Source organism: Streptomyces sp. NPDC005374 (genome assembly GCF_042872225.1).
GTDB lineage: Bacteria > Actinomycetota > Actinomycetes > Streptomycetales > Streptomycetaceae > Streptomyces.
Genome location: NZ_JBIAKA010000017.1, coordinates 151,391 through 167,522, shown reverse-complemented (window position 1 = coordinate 167,522; position 16,132 = coordinate 151,391). Strand labels below are relative to the sequence as shown.

15 protein-coding genes are annotated in these 16,132 nt (G+C 70.8%); 8 read left to right on the top strand and 7 right to left on the bottom strand.

The genetic code is table 11. From position 1 onward, the window contains the following. Positions 1-11: 11 nt before the first annotated feature. The 5 genes from araD to ACFYRX_RS35735 form a co-directional block, all read right to left on the bottom strand. Complete coding sequence (araD, locus tag ACFYRX_RS35755; RefSeq protein WP_389109156.1) at positions 12-1,748, bottom strand: L-arabinonate dehydratase; 1,737 nt, start codon at positions 1,746-1,748, stop codon at positions 12-14. Beyond that, the gene (locus ACFYRX_RS35750) at positions 1,745-2,656 is read right to left on the bottom strand and encodes a dihydrodipicolinate synthase family protein (RefSeq protein ID WP_389109154.1); all 912 of its coding nucleotides are present in this window, start codon (positions 2,654-2,656) and stop codon (positions 1,745-1,747) included. The genes araD and ACFYRX_RS35750 overlap by 4 nt, the downstream gene beginning before the upstream one ends. Beyond that, on the bottom strand, positions 2,653-3,309 hold the full coding sequence (locus ACFYRX_RS35745) for a GntR family transcriptional regulator (protein WP_389109151.1): 657 nt from the start codon (positions 3,307-3,309) through the stop codon (positions 2,653-2,655). Before ACFYRX_RS35745 ends, ACFYRX_RS35750 begins: the two co-directional genes overlap by 4 nt. A gap of 170 nt (positions 3,310-3,479) precedes the next feature. Continuing rightward, positions 3,480-4,235 carry an MBL fold metallo-hydrolase gene (locus tag ACFYRX_RS35740; RefSeq protein ID WP_389109148.1) on the bottom strand — a complete coding sequence of 252 codons (756 nt, stop codon included), beginning with the start codon at positions 4,233-4,235 and terminating at the stop codon, positions 3,480-3,482. Between the two features lie 94 nt (positions 4,236-4,329). After that, positions 4,330-4,914: a TIGR03086 family metal-binding protein gene (locus ACFYRX_RS35735; protein WP_389109146.1), complete on the bottom strand. Its 585-nt coding sequence runs from the start codon at positions 4,912-4,914 to the stop codon at positions 4,330-4,332. 166 nt (positions 4,915-5,080) lie between these two features. Between ACFYRX_RS35735 and ACFYRX_RS35730 the strand changes: the two genes are divergently transcribed. Beyond that, complete coding sequence (locus ACFYRX_RS35730; RefSeq protein ID WP_389109143.1) at positions 5,081-6,520, top strand: MFS transporter; 1,440 nt, start codon at positions 5,081-5,083, stop codon at positions 6,518-6,520. Here the strand turns inward: ACFYRX_RS35730 and ACFYRX_RS35725 are convergent. Together ACFYRX_RS35725 and ACFYRX_RS35720 are read right to left on the bottom strand one after the other, a co-directional pair. Then, a complete protein-coding gene (locus ACFYRX_RS35725; protein ID WP_389109140.1) occupies positions 6,457-7,617 on the bottom strand; it encodes a hypothetical protein in 1,161 nt (386 codons plus the stop codon). The two genes, ACFYRX_RS35730 and ACFYRX_RS35725, sit on opposite strands and share 64 nt — an antisense overlap. Further along, positions 7,614-8,558: a 5-dehydro-4-deoxyglucarate dehydratase gene (locus ACFYRX_RS35720; protein ID WP_389109137.1), complete on the bottom strand. Its 945-nt coding sequence runs from the start codon at positions 8,556-8,558 to the stop codon at positions 7,614-7,616. Before ACFYRX_RS35720 ends, ACFYRX_RS35725 begins: the two co-directional genes overlap by 4 nt. Before the next feature lie 191 nt (positions 8,559-8,749). On the opposite strand from ACFYRX_RS35720, the gene ACFYRX_RS35715 reads away from it, so the two are divergent. From ACFYRX_RS35715 to ACFYRX_RS35685, 7 genes are all read left to right on the top strand, one after another. Further along, a complete protein-coding gene (locus tag ACFYRX_RS35715) occupies positions 8,750-9,559 on the top strand; it encodes an NAD-dependent epimerase/dehydratase family protein (protein ID WP_389109134.1) in 810 nt (269 codons plus the stop codon). 306 nt (positions 9,560-9,865) lie between these two features. After that, a complete protein-coding gene (locus tag ACFYRX_RS35710; RefSeq protein WP_389109131.1) occupies positions 9,866-10,633 on the top strand; it encodes a DeoR/GlpR family DNA-binding transcription regulator in 768 nt (255 codons plus the stop codon). Positions 10,634-10,712: 79 nt separating this feature from the next. After that, positions 10,713-12,083, top strand: a complete 1,371-nt coding sequence (locus tag ACFYRX_RS35705) for an ABC transporter substrate-binding protein (protein ID WP_389109128.1) — start codon at positions 10,713-10,715, stop codon at positions 12,081-12,083. Then, positions 12,080-13,018 (top strand): carbohydrate ABC transporter permease, encoded by a 939-nt coding sequence (locus ACFYRX_RS35700; RefSeq protein WP_389109125.1) that lies wholly within the window; start codon positions 12,080-12,082, stop codon positions 13,016-13,018. Before ACFYRX_RS35705 ends, ACFYRX_RS35700 begins: the two co-directional genes overlap by 4 nt. After that, positions 13,015-13,851 carry a carbohydrate ABC transporter permease gene (locus ACFYRX_RS35695; protein WP_389109122.1) on the top strand — a complete coding sequence of 279 codons (837 nt, stop codon included), beginning with the start codon at positions 13,015-13,017 and terminating at the stop codon, positions 13,849-13,851. Before ACFYRX_RS35700 ends, ACFYRX_RS35695 begins: the two co-directional genes overlap by 4 nt. Continuing rightward, positions 13,848-14,837 (top strand): zinc-dependent alcohol dehydrogenase family protein, encoded by a 990-nt coding sequence (locus ACFYRX_RS35690; RefSeq protein WP_389109119.1) that lies wholly within the window; start codon positions 13,848-13,850, stop codon positions 14,835-14,837. The genes ACFYRX_RS35695 and ACFYRX_RS35690 overlap by 4 nt, the downstream gene beginning before the upstream one ends. A 59-nt stretch (positions 14,838-14,896) precedes the next feature. Further along, positions 14,897-16,114: a TerD family protein gene (locus tag ACFYRX_RS35685; protein ID WP_389109336.1), complete on the top strand. Its 1,218-nt coding sequence runs from the start codon at positions 14,897-14,899 to the stop codon at positions 16,112-16,114. Positions 16,115-16,132 lie beyond the last annotated feature (18 nt).

Below are 16,132 nucleotides of genomic sequence, written 5' to 3'. Positions count from 1 at the left end.
CGGGGCTCGGTTCAGCTTGCGTAGGGGTCTGGCGATGCGCCCGGCCTGGCCAGGAACTCGAAGTCGCAGCCGGTGTTCGCCTGGGTGATCTGGTCGTTGTAGAGGGCGCCGTAGCCGCGTTCGTAGCGGGTGGGCGGTGGTGTCCAGGCCGCCCTGCGGCGCTCCAACTCCTCTTCGTCCACGTTGAGTTGGAGAGAGCGGGCCTCGACGTCGAGGGTGATGCTGTCCCCCGTGCGAACGAGGGCCAGCGGTCCGCCGACGTACGACTCGGGCGCCACGTGCAGGACGCAGGTGCCGTAACTCGTGCCGCTCATCCGGGCGTCGGAGATCCTGACCATGTCCCGCACCCCTTGCTTGAGCAGGTGGTCCGGGATCGGCAGCATGCCGTACTCGGGCATGCCCGGGCCGCCCTTGGGCCCGGCGTTGCGCAGCACCAGCACGCTGTCGGCGGTGATGTCCAACGCCGGGTCGTCGATGGTGCGTTGCATGGTCCTGTAGTCGTCGAAGACGACCGCGGTGCCGGTGTGCTTGAGCAGGTGCTGCTCGGCGGCGACGTGCTTGATGACCGCGCCGTCCGGACAGAGGTTGCCACGCAGCACGGCGACCCCGCCCTCGCTCGCGACCGGGTTCTCGCGGGTGCGGATGACGTCGTCGTTGTGGACGACGGCTCCTTCGAGCTGCTGTCCCAGGGTGCCGTTGACGGTCGGCCGGTCCAGGTGCAGCAGGTCGGTGATCCGTGAGAGGAAGGCGGGCAGGCCGCCGGCGAAGTAGAAGTCCTCCATGAGGTACGTCTGTCCGCCGGGCCGTACGTTCGCCAGCACCGGCACGGTACGCGCGATGCGGTCGAAGTCGTCGAGGGTGAGGGGGACGTGGGAGCGTCCCGCCATCGCGATCAGGTGGATGACCGCGTTGGTGGAGCCGCCGAGCCCGAGCACCGTGGTGACGGCGTCCTCGAAGGCCTCGCGGGTGAGGATCTCCGACGGCTTGAGGGCGGTCCAGGCGAGGTCCACGGCGCGGCGTCCGGAGGCGGCCGCCATCCGCTCGTGCCCGGAGTCGACGGCCGGGACCGAGGAGGCGCCCGGCAGTGTCATACCGAGGGCTTCCGCGGCGGCGGTCATCGTGGACGCGGTCCCCATGGTCATGCAGTGACCGGGAGAACGCGCCAACCCGCCCTGGAGTTCGCGGAGTTCGCAGTCCGTGAGGTTGCCCGCGCGGTGCTCGTCCCAGTACTTCCACATGTCGGTACCGGACCCGAGGGTCTCACCGCGCCAGTGCCCCGGCAGCATCGGCCCGGCCGGGACGAAGAGCGAGGGGACGTCGGCCGAGGCCGCGCCCATGAGCAGCGCGGGCGTCGACTTGTCGCAGCCGCCGAGCAGCACCGCCGCGTCGATCGGATACGACCGCAGCAGCTCCTCCGTCTCCATCGCGAGGAGGTTGCGGTAGAGCATCGGGGTCGGCTTCTGGTAGGTCTCCGAGAGTGTGGAGACCGGGAACTCGAGCGGGAAGCCGCCGGCCTGCCACACGCCCCGCTTGACGGCCTCGGCGCGCTCGCGCAGATGGACGTGGCAGGGGTTGATGTCGGACCAGGTGTTGAGGACGGCGATCACCGGACGGCCCCGGTACTCCTCCGCCTCGTAACCGAGCTGGCGCATGCGGGCGTTGTGCGACCAGGTCCGCAACTGGCCCTCGACGCCGTACCACTGGTGGCTGCGCAGTTCCTCCGGCTTCAGTCGCTCCCTGTCGGTCATATGGCCCACCCGCCGGCTATCGCGGCGACCTCGGCCCGCTCGTTCTCCGGCAACTCGCGGCTGGGCGGGCGCACTTCACGGCGACACAGGCCGAGGAACGCGAGGGCCTCCTTGACGACGGTGACGTTGTCGGCGGAGCCGTTGGCCGCGCGGAGTTCCTCGAAGCGGCGGATCTGCTCCCACACCTTCATGGCGGCCGGGTAGTCACCGGATCGAAGCGCTTCGATCATGTTCAGCGAAACGGCGGGAGCGACGTTCACGAGCCCCGAGGTGAAGCCGGTCGCGCCCGCGGAGAAGTACGAGGGGGCGTAGGGCTCGGCCAGCCCGGCGACCCACACGAAGCGTTCGAGGCCCGCGTCCCGGGCGAAGGCGGCGAACTTGGCGGCGTCCGGGACGGCGTACTTCACGCCGATCACGTTGGGGCAGGCGTCGGCGAGTTCGGCGAGGCGGTCGCCGCTGAGCTGGGCGTTGCGGATGTACGGGACGACACCGAGCTCGGGCACCGACTCGGCGATGGCGCGGTGGTAGTCGACCCAGCCGGCCTGCGAGACATAGGGGTGGACGGGCTGGTGGACCATGACCATGCCCGCGCCGAGGTCACGGGCGTGGCGGGCGGAGGCGACGGCGGTGGGGACGTCGTGTCCGACGCCGACCAGGATGTTCGCGCGGTCCCCCGCCTCGTCGACGGTCAACTCGGTGACCAGGCGGCGCTCTTCGGGGGTGAGGGCGTAGAACTCGCCGGTGTTCCCGTTGGGGGTGAGGGTGGTGATGCCCCCGTCGAGCAGCCGACGCAGCAGGGCCCGGTGGACGTCCCTGTCGACGGTGCCGTCCTCGGCGAACGGAGTCACCGGGATCGCCACCACGTCGGCCAGTGCCGCCCGTTGGGTCTGATAGCTCTCGCTGCTCATTCCTGACCTTCCTGGTCCATCACTCCGGGAAACGCTCGTTCGACGAAGGACGCGATGTGGGCGTGCAGGGCACGGGCCGCGCCGTCCGCGTCGCCCTCCAGGGCGAGCCGCAGGATCTCGCGGTGCTCACCGGCCTCCCGCTCCCATGAGGGCGAGGCCGCCCAGGCGACCGCGGAGACCAGGGCCGCCTGGTCGCGGACCTCGTCGAGCATCCGGCCGAGCAGCGGGTTGCCGCACGGCAGATAGAGAGAGCGGTGGAACTCCCGGTTGGCGAGGGAGCGTTCGGCGGTGTCGGTGGCGTCGTCGGCCCGGGTCAGCGCGTCGCGGGCGGCGTCGAGCGAGGCCCCCCGGCGCACGGCCCGCTTCAGCGCCTCGGGTTCGAGGAGCAGCCGGACGTCGTAGACCTCGCGCGCCATGTCCGCGTCCACCATGCGCACCGTGACGCCCTTGTACTGGTTCATCACGACGAGCCCGGTTCCGGCCAGGGTCTTGAGCGCCTCGCGCACCGGGGTCTTGGACACCCCGAACTGTGCGGCGAGTTCGGTCTCCACCAGGGCCTGACCCGGCGTCAGGCGCCCGGTGAGGATGCGGCGTTTGATCTCTTCCTGCACGTACTGCGTGCGGGAGGGGATCGGCGTGGGCACAGAGGTCATGCGCGCCTCTCGGATCTCGCGTATCGGATCGTGTGTATCTGATCTCGCGTATCGCGTCTCATATATGACGTACGAAGTACGACGGGTTGAAGGTAAGAGGACGGTGTTGTTTCGTCAATGCTTCCGACAGAGCAAGCCGAAGTTTCTGTGAAGCCGCGTCAGAAGGCGCGTCAGACGAGCCGGGTGGCGCCCTCGAACGCCGTACTGGTGCGCCCCGCGAAGGCGACGGCCGCACGCGTGGTCGCCGCCTCCCTGGTCAGCGTGGGTCCGACATGGGTGACGATCAGCTCGCGCGCTCCGGCCTTGCGGGCGAGGTCGCCGGCGTCCTCGGGGGTCAGGTGGACCTGTTCGCCTTCGCGATGACGGTCGATGTCCGCCTCGCACAGGAACACGTCGGACTCGGCGGCCAGTTCGACGAGGGCGTCACAGGGCCCGCTGTCCCCCGAGTACGCGAACACGCGCCCCGCGCACTCGGCGCGCAGCCCGTAGGCCTCGGCGTCGTGGACGACGGCACGGGCGGCGAGCCGGAGGTTCCAGTGCCGGACGGCATGGCCGTCGTACAGGGGATGGAAGTCGAGGATCCCGTCGAGGAAACGGATGTCGGACCGTCCGAAGAACCCGGCCAGCCGGTGCGCGCAGCCCGGCGGCGCGTACACCGGGATCGGGGCGGGCGGGGTGAGTCCGCCGTAGGCGAAGGCGTAGACGGCGGAGAGCAGATCGGCGCTGTGGTCGGCGTGCAGATGGGAGATCCAGATCGCCGTCAGCCGGGAGGGGTCCGTGTGCCGCTGCAACTCCGCGAAGGTCCCGGGACCGGCGTCCACCCACACCTCGGCGCCCCCGCCGCGCACCAGATAGCCGGAGCAGGGGCGGCCCGGTCCCGGATGCGGAGAGGCGGTTCCGAGGACGGTGAGACTGAGGGGCGGCATGGTGGGGAGCGTACGGTCCGGGCCTCCCACCCGCCGCCGGTTTCCGTTCCTCTACGGCACTCTCGTACCGGCGTCTACGGGATCCGTCCCCCGGTTACGGCGTCCACCGCGGGTCCCGCCCGCTGAGCCCCAGGGCCCGGTCCAGCAGCGGCGCGTCCTGCGGGACCGGGACGATCGGGCCGAAGATGGCGCCCCGGCCCGGGTCGTCGGCGCAGGCCTGGAGGAAGTCGTACGTCGCCTGGAGCGCGGCGGGGTCCGGGTCGTACGGCCGGCCTGTCGCGCGGGCCAGGTCCCAGCCGTGGACGACCAGTTCGTCGACGGCCACGGCAGCGGCGACCTCGCCGGGCAGGTCGACGCCGCCCGCGCGCGTCATGCCGGTCCAGGCAGCCGGGTCGCTCCAGGCCTCGGCGAGTTCGTCGAGGACCTTGGGGAGTTCCTCACGCCAGCCGGGGCCGATGTCCGGGACGGAGTCGGTCGGGGGCGTGTCGGTGGTGGGGCCGAGGTCCTTGCGCGCGGCATCGCGGAAGGCGACGGCGAGGTGGAGCAGATGGCCGAGCATGTTGTGCACCACGAGCTCCGGGCACGGTGTGGCGCCTCCCAGCTGATCGTCGGTGACTGCGTCGGCCAGCTGGGCGATGGCGCGGGTCTGCGGTCCGAGGTCCAGGGTCGGGACGGTCATGCGGCGCTCCTCGTGGTGTTCGGGCAACGGTTCCCGGGGTCGTGAGGGGTAGACCGTCAGCGTCCCGAGAACTCATCGCACGGCCCCCGGCCCGCGTGGTGTCCGTCGGCATCTAAGGCACCTGCCCCATCCCGGCGCCGGGGCCTTAGACCCACGATGTCCAGGCATGACCAATACATGGAAGACACGGAAGCCATGGCAGACATGGAAGCCATGGTCGGTTCTGCGCGACCGTGACTCCGCCCTGTTCCTCACCGCTGTCGTCGTCTCCGGCTTCGGCACCTCGGCCCTGTGGCTGGTGTCCGGCGTGTGGGTCAAGGACCTCACCGGCTCGGACGGCCTTGCCGCCCTGTGCATGCTCGCGATGTGGGCACCGACGCTCGCCGGACCGCTGCTCGGAGCACTCGCCGACCGGGTCCGCCGCAAACCCCTGCTGATCGGCGCCAACCTGCTGTTGGCGGCCCTCCTGCCGGCCCTCTTCGCCGTCGACGCCCCGGACCGCGTGTGGCTCCTCCTCACGGTCCTCTTCGTGTACGGCGCGGCAGGCGTGGTCCATGACGCGGCGGAGTCGGCCGTGGTCGCGGGGGCGGTGGCCCCGGCTCTGCTCGGTGACTTCAACGGGCTGCGGATGGCGATCACGGAGGGCATGAAGCTGGTGGCGCCACTGGCGGGCGCGGGCCTGTACACGGTCTACGGCGGCCCGGGTGTCGCCCTCCTCGACGCGATCACGTTCGTGATCGCCGCCCTCTTGTACGCCCGCCTGCGCGTCCACGAGAGCCGACCGGAGTCCCCCGCACCGCCGACGACCACCGCACGACGTCGGTTCGGGCGGGCCAGGACGTTCCGGAGCAGGCGCGACCTCGCTGGTAGGGCGGCCACCGCAGCCGAGGCCGCGGACGGCCAAGAGAGCCGACCGGGCTCCCCCACACCACCGACGGCCACCGGGCAACGCCCGGCCACGACCGGCCGCCCGAGGTCACCCCGCAGCACCCCGGCCACCGTAGGCGCCCGCCACATATGGGCCCACCCCACACTGCGCCCCCTGATCCTGGCCGGTGGCACCACCATGCTCTTCGCCGGGCTCAACGGCGCCCTGATCTACGCCGTGCTCGACGGCCTCGGCCGCTCCCCCGCGTACGCCGGTGCGCTGTACGCCGTCCAGGGCGCCGGATCCGTGGCGGTGGGGCTGCTCTCCGGGCCCGCGCTGCGGCGCCTGGGCGAACGGCGGTTCGCCGGGTACGGCATCGCCCTGACCGCGGTCGCCGCCGGGCTGCGGGCGATCCCCTCCGATCCGCTCGCCCTGGTGTGCAGCGCGGCCATCGGAGCGGGCCTGCCCTGCGTGCTGATCGCCGCGCTCACCGCGGTGCAGCGCGAGACACCGGACGCACTGCTGGGCCGTACGGTCGCCACGGCCCACACTCTCGTGTACGCCCCGAACGTGCTCGGTCTCGCCGCCGGCGCGGCCCTGGTCGAACTGGTCGACCAGCGGCCGCTGTCGGCCGTCCTCGGCGTGGTGTGGCTCGCGACGGCCCTGCCGCTGTTTCAGAGGCCGGCCAGTGCCTCGCGGATCGCCTCCAGGTCGCCGTCCGACGCCAACCCGGCGTGATACAGCCGGATTTCGGTGGCCCCGAGCTCCCGCGCCGCCGTCACGTCCGCCGCGAGCGTGCCCGGGCTGCCGCCCATCGCCGAGATGACGGGGAAGTTGGCGGCGATCACCGCGTCCTTCCGGGCCCGGGCGAAGGGCGCGAGCAGGCCCGGTCCGCCCGCGCAGGGCACGACGACGCCGTCCGCGACGGACAGGATGTGTTCGGGGTCGACTCCCGGGTTGGCGCCGACGTGGTACGTCACGGGGTCCGCGTGCAGCAGGATCTGGAAGCCCTCGGGCGCCGCCGCCCGGACCGCCCGGACCGCCGTCTCCTGGAGGGTGCGGGCGGTCTCGTCGCGCCACGCGCGTGTGGCCGCCGTGTGGGACGCGCCGAGCAGCTTCTCGACCGTCGGCCAGCCCTCGTCGGCGGCGGTGCCCTGCCACAGCGGCTCCAGGGCGGTGCGTACGGCCGTCGCCAACTCGTCGGCGTCGACGCCCTGTTCGCCGTAACCCGCTCGGCAGGCCGGGCAGAAGCAGAGCGCCATGAGGTACATCCCGGCGTCGCCGAGCGGGACCCCGCCGGTCTTGTCGTGCGCGTGCAGGTGCTGGAGGCCGTACCAGCCGAGGGACTCCAGCTCGGTGCCGGCCGCGCCCGGGCGCACCGCGGCCTCGACGGCGAGGTCGACGAGGTACGCGCGCGTGGCGGGCTGCGCGATGCACGGGGCCCACGGGTAACGGTCGCCGTAGGCGTTGACGACGGAGGTGCCCGGGTGTTCGGCGCCCAGGCGGGAGTTGTGCGCGAGGACGACCCAGGTGTGCACTTCGAGGCCCGCTTCGAGAAGCTGGGAAGCCGCCTCGCCGAAGGCGTCGCCCGGGGCCCAGTCTCCGGCCGCGTACGGCCGCAGTTCGCGTCCTTCCCACCGCGAGTCCGTCGGGTACAGCACGGAGGCGTGCTCGGCGGTGACGATGCGGTGGCGGGGGTGGCGGGGGGTCAACGCGCGCGTGGAGTGGTAGGCGGCGGCGAGGGTGGCCTGCCGTACGCCGAGCGCGGCGATGCGGGCCGCGGCCTCCGGGTCCCCGTTGACGTCCCAGGGGTAGACGAACGTCGACGCCTTCACTGCTGCTCCTCCAGAAGTTCGTACCCTCGCTCGATGATCCGCGCGAGCTGCTTCACATGGTCCTCGGTCGGCTCGTGCAGCGGGGGCCGGACCTCCCCCACCTCCAGTCCGCGCAACCGTACGCCTGCCTTGACCAGCGCGACGGCGTAGCCGCGGCCACGCGCGCGCAGTTCGACGAAGGGACGGTAGAAGCCGTCGAGCAGCCGGTCGGCCGTGGCCCGGTCGCCGTCGGTGAGCGCGCGGTGGAAGGCGAGGGCGATCTCGGGGGCGAAGCAGAAGACGGCCGAGGAGTACAGGGGGACGCCGATGGCGTGGTAGGCGAGCTGGGTCTGCTCGGCGGTCGGCAGCCCGTTGAAGTAGAGGAAGTCGCCGCCGGGGATCTCGGTGCGCACGGCGCTGACGGTCCGCTGCATCAGGTCGAGGTCGCCCAGACCGTCCTTGAGGCCGATGATCCCCTCGGTACGGGCCAGTTCGACGACGGTCTCCGGGGTGAAGACGGCGTTGTCGCGCTGGTAGACGATCACCGGGAGCGCGGTGGAGGCGGCCACCTCGCGGTAGTGCCGCAGCAGGCCCTCCTGGCCGGCGATCACGAGGTAGGGCGGCATGGCGAGAAGTCCGTCGGCCCCGGCGGCCTCGGCGAGCCGTGCGTACCGTACGGCGAGGGCGGTGCCGTATCCGGCGCCCGCGATCACCGGTACGCGTCCCGCCGTGGCCTCGACGGCCGCCCGGACGCAAGTCTCGAACTCCTCGGGCGTGAGCGCGTGGAACTCCCCGGTGCCGCAGCACGCGAACACGGCCGCCGCGCCCGCCTCCACGCCCCGGCGCACATGCGCGCGGTAGGTGTCGAGGTCGACCGAGCCGTCGGCGCCGTACGGCGTGACCGGGAAGAACAGCGGCCCGCTGGGGATGCCGAGTCGATGGACGAGGTCGGCAGACGTCACAGGCTCTCCCTAGAACGAGTAGAACGAACGGAACCCACGGATCGAGAACAGACGTGCGGCATTCTGATCAGAGTTTACATTTATGAACAGAGGTCGCGCCACCCTTGACGCAGCAGGGCAATGATCCTTAGCTTGTCCATGAATGTGAATACCGTGCACTCATACGGCCGTCGCCCCAAGGAGACCCGAGGATGCCCGCTCCCCGTACCGTTCTGCTCACCGGTGCCGCCGGCGGGCTCGGCACCCTGATGCGGGATCTGCTCCCGGCCTACGGCTACGAGCTGCGCCTGCTCGATCTGCGCCCCGTGGAGGGCGAGCCCGACGCGGTCGTCGCCGACCTGGCCGACAAGGACGCGGTGCGCGAGGCCGTGCGAGGCGTCGACGCGATCATCCACCTGGCGGGCATCTCCCTGGAAGCCCCCTTCGAGAAGATCCTCAAGGCGAACATCGAGGGCACCTACAACCTGTACGAGGCCGCCCGTGAGCAGGGCGTGCCCAGGATCGTCTTCGCGTCCTCGAACCACGCCGTCGGCTACAACCCCCGCCCGCAGGCCGGCGATCCCCTCATCCCGATCGACGCCCCGCGCCGCCCGGACACCTTCTACGGCCTGTCCAAGTCCTTCGGCGAGGACCTCGCACAGTTCTACTGGGACAAGCACGGCCTGGAGAGCGTCTCCGTACGCATCGGCTCCTGCTTCCCCGAGCCGACCAGCGTGCGCATGCTCTCGCTGTGGATGAGCCCGGCCGACGGCGCCCGCCTCTTCCACGCGGCGCTGACCGCCGAGGAGGTCGGACACACCGTGGTCTACGGCTCCTCCGCCAACACCCGGCTGTGGTGGGACCTCGGCACCGCGCGGGCGCTCGGTTACGAGCCCCAGGACGACTCCGAACCGTACGCGGAGAAGCTGATCGCCGAACAGGGCGAACTCCAGGACGGCAACGAGGGCCACGCCTACCTGGGCGGCCAGTTCGTGACGGACCCCCCGATCTGGCCCTACTGACCCCGCTCACGAGCACAGACGGGCACCGAACGGGCCCGCCCGCAGCCATTCCGGGCACGGGAAGGAACCCCGGGGGCAGGCGCGAAGCGCCACCCCCAGGGGCGCGGGGAACTGCGCGACCAGCCACGACGGTCCGGCACCCGCGACGCAACCGCACAGCCCGAGCTCCCCGGCCGACTCCGCCCGAACGGGCACACGCGGTCACTATCACCCGAGCAACAGACCTGGTCACCACACCCCGCCCGCTGTACAACTTCCTGCAGACGGCCCGAACGGGCAGCGCACGGCAGGAGGGCGGGTGACCGAATGACCAGTACCGCGGAAGAACGCCAGCGGCACATCGTGCGCACCGCCCGCACCACAGGCGCCGTCGACGTCAACACCCTCGCCACCCAACTCGGCGTGGCCAAGGAAACCGTGCGCCGAGACCTCCGCGCCCTGGAGGACCACGGCCTGGTCCGCCGTACACACGGCGGGGCCTACCCCGTGGAGAGCGCCGGGTTCGAGACGACGCTCGCCTTCCGCGCCACCAGCCACGTGCCCGAGAAACGGCGGGTCGCGGCCGCCGCGGCCGAGCTGCTCGGGGACGCCGAGACGGTCTTCGTCGACGAGGGCTTCACCCCGCAGCTCATCGCCGAGGCCCTGCCCAGGGACCGGCCGCTGACCGTGGTCACCGCGTCCCTGCCGGTCGCGGGCGCTCTCGCCGAGGCCGAGAACACCTCCGTACTGCTGCTCGGCGGCCGGGTCCGCCCCGGCACCCTGGCCACCGTCGACCACTGGACGACGAAGATGCTGGCCGGCTTCGTCCTCGACCTGGCCTACATCGGCGCCAACGGCATCTCCCGCGAACACGGCCTCACCACACCGGACCCCGCGGTCAGCGAGGTCAAGGCGCAGGCGATCCGGGCCTCGCGACGCACGGTGTTCGCGGGCGTGCACACCAAGTTCGGCGCGGTCAGCTTCTGCCGGTTCGCGGAGATCGGCGCGCTGGAGGCGATCGTGACGAGCACCCTGCTGCCCTCCTCCGAGGCCCACCGCTACTCACTCCTCGGCCCGCAGGTCCTCCGCGTCTGACTGTCCGACCGATGTGTCCAACAGGGGTTCACCACACCTGACGGCACCCCTTTTATCCCCCTATGTCCAGGAGCGATCCATGCGAACCCAGAGCCGACGACGGCCACCGCGAGCCACGCTCGCCATGGTCGCCGCAGGGACGCTGCTCGCCCCGCTGCTCTCCGGCTGCTGGGTCGGAGCGGGCGGGACGGGAGCGGGCGGCAACTCCATCAACGTCCTGATGGTCAACAACTCCCAGATGACGGAGCTGCAGAAACTCGCCCCGCGCTTCACCGAAGAGACCGGCATCAAGGTCAACTTCACCGTCCTGCCCGAGAACGACGTCCGCGACAAGATCAGCCAGGACTTCGCCAACCAGGCGGGCCAGTACGACGTGGCGACCCTGTCCAACTACGAGATCCCGATCTACGCCCGCAACGGCTGGCTGCACGAGATGAACTCGTACGTGGCCAAGGACCCCGCCTACGACGAGCAGGACATCCTCAAGCCGATGCGCCAGTCCCTGACCGGCGACGACGGCAAGCTCTACGGCCAGCCCTTCTACGGCGAGTCGTCCTTCCTGATGTACCGCAAGGACGTCTTCAAGGAAAAGGGCCTGACGATGCCGGCCCACCCCACCTGGACCCAGGTGGCCGACCTGGCCGCGAAGGCGGACGGCGCCGAGTCCGGCATGAAGGGCATCTGTCTGCGCGGACTGCCCGGCTGGGGCGAGATCATGGCCCCGCTCACCACGGTAGTGAACACCTTCGGCGGCACCTGGTTCGACAAGGGCTGGAAGGCCCGGCTCGACTCGCCCGCCTTCGAGAAGGCGACGAAGTTCTATGTCGACCTCGTCCGTGAGCACGGCGAGGCCGGCGCCGCCCAGTCCGGGTTCGCCGAGTGCCTCAACAACATGACCCAGGGCAAGGTCGCCATGTGGTACGACGCCACCAGCGCCGCCGGCCTGCTGGAGGCGTCCGACTCCCCGGTCAGGGGCAAGCTCGGTTACGCCCCCGCCCCTGTGGAGGAGACCGAGTCCTCCGGCTGGCTCTACACCTGGGCCTGGGGCATCCAGGACGCCTCCCGCAATCCCGACAAGGCCTGGAAGTTCGTCTCCTGGGCCTCCGGCAAGCAGTACGAGCAACTGGTCGGCGACGAGATCGGCTGGTCCAACGTCCCGGCGGGCAAGCGCGCGTCGACGTACACGAACCCGGCGTACCGGAAGTCGGCCGCCTCCTTCCAGGAGATGACCAAGCAGGCCATCGAGGGCGCCCGGCCGGACGACCCGGGGGTGCAGCCGCGCCCGGCGCCCGGCATCCAGTTCGTCGGCATCCCCGAGTTCACCGATCTCGGAACCAAGGTCTCCCAGGAGATCAGCGCGGCCGTCGCCGGACGCCAGTCCGTCGAGGCGGCCCTGAAGCGGTCCCAGCAGCTCGCCGAGAAGATCTCCGAGGAGTACGAGGGACGATGACCGCGACCACCACGGCCCCCGTGGCCACCGCGCACATACGCACCGCGGACCCGTCGAAGGCCCGCCTGAGGGCCTGGGCCACCCGGGCCCCGCTGCTCCCCGCCCTGGTCTTCATGATCGTGGTCACCCAACTGCCCTTCGTGGCCACGGTGGTGATCTCGTTCTTCGACTGGAACGCCCTCTATCCCAAGGCCCGCCACTTCACCGGCGTCGACAACTACAAGGAGGTCCTCACCGACGCGGACCTGCGCCAGTCGGTGTGGACGACGGTCCTGCTGACGGTGACGGTGGTCCTGGTCAGCCTGGTCCTCGGACTGCTCCTGGCGCTGCTGCTCGACCGTCGTTTCCGGGGCCGGGGAGTGGTCCGCACCCTGCTGATCGCGCCCTTCCTGGTGGTCCCGGTGGCAGCCGCCCTCCTCTGGAAGCATGTGCTCTACAACCCTGAATACGGCCTGCTCAATGGGCTGTTGCACTATGTGGGCGGCCCACAGCCCGACTGGATCTCCCACACCCCGCTGCTCGCGGTCGAGGCGTCCCTCGTCTGGCAGTGGACCCCGTTCATGATGCTGATCCTGCTGGCCGGACTCCAGAGCCGCGACCAGCAGCAGATGGAGGCCGCGCGCGTGGACGGCGCGAGCGACTGGCAGATGTTCCGCTATCTGACGCTCCCGCACCTGCGCCGGTATCTGGAACTGGGCGCGCTGCTCGGCTCGATCTACATCGTCCAGAACTTCGACGCGGTCTTCACCATCACCTCGGGCGGCCTCGGCACCGCCAACCTGCCCTACACCGTCTACCAGAGCTTCTACCAGGCCCACGAGAACGGCCTCGCCTCGGCCGCCGGCGTCCTGGTCGTCATCGGCTCGATCATCATCGCGACCTTCGCCCTGCGCGTGGTGTCGTCCCTGTTCCGTGAGGAGGCGGGCCGGGCATGAGCACAACCGTCGTACAACGCAAAGGCCGTGGCCTCGGCCTGGTGGCCTGGCTCCTGGGCATCGTGTTCTTCCTGCCGATCGCGTGGATGGCCCTGACGTCCTTCCACTCGGAGGCGGACGCGGCCACCAACCCGCCCTCCTTCGGCGCCGCCCTCACCCTGGACGGCTACCGCGAGTTCTTCGGCACGGGCGGCGGCGCGAGCCCCTGGCCCGCGCTGATCAACTCGACGGTCGCGTCACTCGCCTCGACACTGTTCGTCCTGCTCCTCGCCCTCCCGGCGGCGTACGCGCTGTCCATACGGCGGGTCCGGAAGTGGACGGACGTCCTGTTCTTCTTCCTGTCGACGAAGATGCTGCCGGTGGTGGCGGGCCTGCTCCCCATCTACCTGTTCGCGAAGAACACCGACATGCTCGACAACATCTGGCTGCTGGTCATCCTCTACACGTCGATGAACCTGCCGATCGCGGTCTGGATGATGCAGTCCTTCCTCGCCGAGGTCCCGGTCGCGGTCATCGAGGCCGCGCGCGTGGACGGCGCCCGGCTGCCGACGATCCTCGCGCGCGTGGTGGCCCCCATCGCCCTGCCCGGCATCGCCGCCACCGCCCTGATCTGCTTCATCTTCAGCTGGAACGAGCTGCTGTTCGCCCGGGTCCTGACCGGCGTGGTCGCCGAGACCGCCCCCGTCTTCCTGACCGGCTTCATCACCAGCCAGGGCCTGTTCCTGGCGAAGGTGTGCGCCGCGTCGCTCGTCGTCTCCCTGCCGGTGCTCGCCGCGGGGTTCGCCGCCCAGGACAAACTGGTCCAGGGCCTGTCCCTTGGAGCCGTGAAATGAAGGCCGCCGTCATCGAGTCCGTGGGCCGTGCCGTCGTCACCGAGGTCCCGGACCCGACGCCGGGCCCGCGCGAGGTCGTCGTCGAGGTCGCCGCGTGCGGCCTGTGCGGCACCGACCTGCACATCCTCCAGGGCGAGTTCGCCCCCAAGCTGCCGATCGTGCCGGGCCACGAGTTCGCGGGCGCGGTGGTCGGAGTCGGCACCCAGGTCACCGAGCTGGCGGTCGGCGACCGGGTCGCGGTCGACCCGTCCCTGTACTGCCACGAGTGCCGGTACTGCCGTACCGGCCACAACAACCTCTGCGAACGCTGGGCCGCGATCGGCGTGACGACGGCGGGCGGCGCGGCGCAGTACGCCCTCGCGCCGGTCGCCAATTGCGTACGACTGCCCGAACACGTCCGTACGCAGGACGCGGCGCTGGTGGAGCCGTTGTCCTGTGCGGTCCGTGGCTATGACGTCCTGCAGTCCCGCCTGGGCGCCCACGTCCTGATCTACGGCTCGGGCACGATGGGTCTGATGATGCTGGAGCTGGCCAAGCGGACCGGCGCTGCGAGCGTGGACATGGTGGATGTGAACCCGGCCCGCCTGGAGACGGCACGCCGGCTCGGCGTCTCGGCCTCCGCCGCGGGCCCGGACGAGCTGGACCGTCCGCAGGGCTGGGACCTGGTGATCGACGCGACGGGCAACGCGGCGGCGATCCAGGACGGTCTGGAGCGGGTGGCCAAGGCGGGCACCTTCCTCCAGTTCGGGGTGGCCGACTACGCGACCCGCGTGACGATCGACCCGTACCGCGTCTACAACCAGGAGATCACCATCACCGGTTCCATGGCGGTCCTGCACAGCTTCGAGCGCGCGGCGGAACTGTTCGCGACCGGCGTCCTGGACCCGGAGATCTTCATCAGCGACCGGATCCCGCTGGAGCGCTATCCGGAGGCGCTGGAGCAGTTCGCGGCGGGGGTGGGGCGGAAGATCGTGGTGCTGCCGTAGGCCGCAGAAGATTAAGGGAACGGTAAAGCGGTGCCGCTCGTTCACCGGGCATGACAGCTATGACCCCCGGCTCGAACATCCCCCTCCCCGTCGCCCGTGTGACGGTGGACGTCTCCGCACCGGTGCGGCTCGACGTATCGGGCCTGCTGCTGACCGCCGACGGCAAGGTGCGCTCCGACGACGACTTCATCTTCTACAACCAGCCGACGGGGCCGGGGGTCACCTACCGGTCGGGCGGCGGTACGGCGCCGGACGCGATCAGCGTCGACACCGCCGCCCTGCCCCCGGGCATCGAGAAGATCGTCGTCACCGCCAGCCCGGACGCGGCCGGCCAGACCTTCCAGGGCATCGAACCGACGGCCACGATCCGCAACGCGGACGACAACAGCGCGCTGGCCACGTTCACACCGCCGCAGCTGGGCGCCGAGACGGCCCTGGTGGTCGTGGAGATCTATCTGCGCAACGGCGCCTGGAAGGCCCGGGCGGTGGGGCAGGGGTACGCCAACGGTCTGGCGGGCATCGCGACGGACTTCGGCGTGACGGTGGAGGAACCGGCGCCGACGCCCGTCGCCCCGCCGCAGCCCGTGGCTCCGACGCCCACGCAGACCCCGGTGGCTCCGCCGGCCCCGGCCATGGACCCGCGGATCGCCGCGCCGCCGGCACCCGCGGCTCCGCCGGCCCCGCCCGCTCCGGGGGCCGGGAAGATCAACCTCGACAAGGGCCGCGTCAGTCTCCAGAAGAACCAGACGGTGTCCCTGGTCAAGGGCGGGCGTCCGCTGCTCTCCCAGGTCAAGATGGGTCTGGGCTGGGAGCCGGCGTTCCGCGGCAAGGACATCGACCTCGACGCCTCCGTCATCGCCTACGGTCCGCAGCGCAACCACATCGACAGCTGCTACTTCGGCAAGCTGTCCATCGTCGGCGGCGCGATCAAGCACTCCGGGGACAACCTCACGGGTGAGGGCGGGGGCGACGACGAGGTGATCGTCGTCGACCTCGGGCGGATCCCCCAGGAGGTCACCGGCCTGGTCTTCACGGTCAACTCCTTCTCCGGTCAGAAGTTCACCGAGGTCGCCAAGGCGTACTGCCGGCTCATCGACGCCGCGAGCGGAGAGGAACTGGTCCGCTTCGACCTCACCAACGCCGAGGCGCAGACGGGCGTGATGATGGCCAAGCTGATCAAGCAGTTCTCCGGTGAGTGGGAGATGACGGCGATCGGCGACTTCGTGAAGTCCCGCACGGTGCGGGGGATGGTGAAGCCGGCGGCGCAGGCCCTCTAGGACCGCGGTCGTCGACGC

Bases quoted from the DNA above. Each gene is read 5' to 3' on its own strand.
- ACFYRX_RS35745 (WP_389109151.1), bottom strand. From the start codon at position 3,309: ATGACCTCTGTGCCCACGCCGATCCCCTCCCGCACGCAGTACGTGCAG.
- ACFYRX_RS35695 (WP_389109122.1), top strand. From the start codon at position 13,015: ATGAGCACAACCGTCGTACAACGCAAAGGCCGTGGCCTCGGCCTGGTG.
- ACFYRX_RS35705 (WP_389109128.1), top strand. From the start codon at position 10,713: ATGCGAACCCAGAGCCGACGACGGCCACCGCGAGCCACGCTCGCCATG.
- ACFYRX_RS35750 (WP_389109154.1), bottom strand. From the start codon at position 2,656: ATGAGCAGCGAGAGCTATCAGACCCAACGGGCGGCACTGGCCGACGTG.
- ACFYRX_RS35710 (WP_389109131.1), top strand. From the start codon at position 9,866: ATGACCAGTACCGCGGAAGAACGCCAGCGGCACATCGTGCGCACCGCC.
- ACFYRX_RS35740 (WP_389109148.1), bottom strand. From the start codon at position 4,235: ATGCCGCCCCTCAGTCTCACCGTCCTCGGAACCGCCTCTCCGCATCCG.
- ACFYRX_RS35730 (WP_389109143.1), top strand. From the start codon at position 5,081: ATGACCAATACATGGAAGACACGGAAGCCATGGCAGACATGGAAGCCA.
- ACFYRX_RS35685 (WP_389109336.1), top strand. From the start codon at position 14,897: ATGACCCCCGGCTCGAACATCCCCCTCCCCGTCGCCCGTGTGACGGTG.
- araD (WP_389109156.1), bottom strand. From the start codon at position 1,748: ATGACCGACAGGGAGCGACTGAAGCCGGAGGAACTGCGCAGCCACCAG.
- ACFYRX_RS35735 (WP_389109146.1), bottom strand. From the start codon at position 4,914: ATGACCGTCCCGACCCTGGACCTCGGACCGCAGACCCGCGCCATCGCC.
- ACFYRX_RS35690 (WP_389109119.1), top strand. From the start codon at position 13,848: ATGAAGGCCGCCGTCATCGAGTCCGTGGGCCGTGCCGTCGTCACCGAG.
- ACFYRX_RS35715 (WP_389109134.1), top strand. From the start codon at position 8,750: ATGCCCGCTCCCCGTACCGTTCTGCTCACCGGTGCCGCCGGCGGGCTC.
- ACFYRX_RS35700 (WP_389109125.1), top strand. From the start codon at position 12,080: ATGACCGCGACCACCACGGCCCCCGTGGCCACCGCGCACATACGCACC.